Origin of the sequence: Mesorhizobium sp. M8A.F.Ca.ET.218.01.1.1 (assembly GCF_004791165.1) — a bacterium.
Lineage (GTDB): Bacteria > Pseudomonadota > Alphaproteobacteria > Rhizobiales > Rhizobiaceae > Mesorhizobium.
Genome location: NZ_SRUZ01000062.1, coordinates 1 through 389, shown reverse-complemented (window position 1 = coordinate 389; position 389 = coordinate 1). Strand labels below are relative to the sequence as shown.

General features: G+C 64.3%; 1 pseudogene. It reads left to right on the top strand.

Annotated elements, in window-relative coordinates:
• A pseudogene (locus EN861_RS35695) lies at positions 1-190 on the top strand (chemotaxis protein CheB); the annotation flags it as partial.
• Positions 191-389: the final 199 nt, after the last annotated feature.

Here is a 389-nt window from a genome sequence, read left to right as displayed (position 1 = left end):
TGCCCGGCGCATGGCCGAGCGGGAGAAGATGCGGCATCGCGCCGAGCTTGCCAGTCAGTTCGGCGCGCGGGCGAAGGAATATGAAGCGGATGCCGCCGTTATCGAGCGCATCCTTGAGAGCAGGCGAGCACGGTTAAGCGGCAATGGCGCGGGCGGCGAAGAAGGCAAGCACACAGAGAGCGAGGGCTAGCGCGCGCGAAGCCGCAAAGCCGGCCGCTCCCTTCCCAATTATCGGCATTGGCGCATCGGCGGGCGGCATCGCAGCCCTGCAAAGGTTCTTCCACAGGTGCCGGCAGATAGCGGCTTTGCCTATGTGGTCATTCAGCACCTCGACGCCGAGCATGAAAGCGTGCTCACCAGCATCATCCGGCGCTCCACTGCGATCGAAA